The organism is Streptococcus sp. GMD4S, from assembly GCF_000296955.1.
This window is the reverse complement of sequence record NZ_AJRE01000440.1, coordinates 1-1,951: the sequence shown is the minus strand read 5'-3', so window position 1 is coordinate 1,951 and position 1,951 is coordinate 1. Positions and strand designations below refer to the sequence as shown.

Below are 1,951 nucleotides of genomic sequence, written 5' to 3'. Positions count from 1 at the left end.
TAGCAGACATGAAGGAACTTGGTGACCAGTCTGTTCAGCTCCATAACCAGATGATTTTGAGCCTATCGCCAGATGTGCTGGATACCGTGATTTTCTATGGAGAAGACATTGCCGAATTAAGCCAACTTGCTAGTCAAATGTTCCCAATCGGCCACGTTTATTACTTCAAGAAAACAGCTGACGAGGACCAATTTGAAGACCTAGTCAAGAAGGTTAAGGAAAGCCTTGGAGCCAATGACCAAATTTTGCTTAAAGGCTCTAACTCCATGAATCTAGCCAAGTTGGTAGAAAGTTTAGAAAATGAATGCAAGTGATTTTGCCAAGTATCTGCAAAGAATGCTGGCCATTACGGATACTGGATTAACCTTTACAAAAGATCCTTTCGACCGTGAGCGTTACGAGGACTTGTGAAGTCTGTTATCTGAAATGTTGAATCAGGTATCAGACCTCGATGCAGAAGAAGTGGCAGAAGTCTTGAAACCAACGTCCGCTTATGCAACTCCTCTGATGGACGTCCGTGCTTGGATTGTTGAGGATGAAAAAGTATGTTTAGTTAGAGGAAAAGGAGAGGATAGTTGGGCTTTGCCAGGTGGTTTTGGTGAAGTTGGCTATTCTCCAACCGAAAATATTCTTAAAGAAATTGAAGAAGAAACCGGCTTTACAGCAAAAGCTGAAAGGTTACTTGCAGTTTTTGATACCAATCGTTTCCAACTACAGAGCAAACAATATGCAAAGTTTGTCTTTGAATGTAAGCTTCTTGATGGACAATTTCAAGAGAATCAAGAAATTGCTGAGCTTCAATTTTTTGCCATTGACCAATTGCCAGTCTTATCTGAAAAACGCATCACCAAGGAGCAAATGGAGATTCTTTGGCAGATTCATCAAGGACAAAGAGACCAATATCTTGACTGAGAAGATTATTATCGTATTTCTGAATTCATTTTTTTCTATTGGCATGGTATAATATGTGAGAAGATTTTGAAATATAATGAGGAATATTAAATGAATTTATGGGATATTTTCTTTACAACGCAAGCGACAGAACCACCTCAATTTGACCTTGTCTGGTATGTAAGTTTATTTTCGTTATTAGCGTTGACCTTCTACACTTCTTATCGCTATTACGATAAAAAAGTCTATCAACGTTTTTTCCAAATTTTACAAGCTGTCCAGTTGATTCTTCTCTATAGTTGGTACTGGGGAAATCACATGCCGATGTCAGAAAGTTTACCATTTTATCATTGTCGTATAGCGATGTTTGTAGTGCTGTTACTTCCTGGTAAGTCAATGTATAAGCAATATTTTTCTCTACTTGGAATTTTTGGAACGCTGGCAGCTTTTGTTTATCCAGTACCAGATGCCTATCCTTTTCCCCACATAGCCATCCTGTCTTTCATTTTTGGTCACCTAGCTCTTCTAGGAAATTCTTTGGTTTATTTATTTAGACAGTATGACTCTAGATTATTGGATGTTAAGCGGATTGTTTTATTAACCTTTTCACTTAATGCTCTGATTTTTGTGGTTAATTTAGTGACTGGAGGAGATTATGGATTCTTGACAAAGCCACCATTGGTTGGTGATCATGGCTTAGTGGCCAATTACCTGATTGTGTCGCTGGTATTAGCTACAGCTATTAGTTTGACCAAGAAAGTATTAGAAGTTTTTTTAGAGCAAAAAGCAGAAAAAATACTTGTGAAGAAAGCTTAAGTATAAGCTTTCTTTTTTTGTAAAAAAAGATACTTTTTTAAAGTAAGGCTGTTAAGATAAAAAAATAGAAATAAAAAGTGAAAAATGACTAGGAAATTTATCAAAATCTAAGCACGATTGGATTTTTTGTGTTATAATATTCTTTGAATAGCTATACCCAAACATAGTTATTAAATAGAAGTGAGAAACTTGGAAGACAGAGAGGATGCGATGTAATGACTAGAGATGGTTTTTTTACAGGCTT

General features: G+C 36.5%; 1 protein-coding gene and 2 pseudogenes. All 3 read left to right on the top strand.

The window, feature by feature from the left end; genetic code table 11:
* Window positions 1–314 (top strand): annotated as a pseudogene (locus tag GMD4S_RS10575) (UDP-N-acetylmuramoyl-tripeptide--D-alanyl-D-alanine ligase); the annotation flags it as partial.
* A pseudogene (locus GMD4S_RS10570) lies at window positions 301–912 on the top strand (NUDIX hydrolase N-terminal domain-containing protein). The pseudogenes GMD4S_RS10575 and GMD4S_RS10570, both read left to right, overlap by 14 nt.
* A gap of 90 nt (window positions 913–1,002) precedes the next feature.
* Window positions 1,003–1,707 (top strand): YwaF family protein, encoded by a 705-nt coding sequence (locus tag GMD4S_RS10565; protein ID WP_001055258.1) that lies wholly within the window; start codon window positions 1,003–1,005, stop codon window positions 1,705–1,707.
* Window positions 1,708–1,951: the final 244 nt, after the last annotated feature.

Bases quoted from the DNA above. Each gene is read 5' to 3' on its own strand.
- GMD4S_RS10565 (WP_001055258.1), top strand. From the start codon at position 1,003: ATGAATTTATGGGATATTTTCTTTACAACGCAAGCGACAGAACCACCT.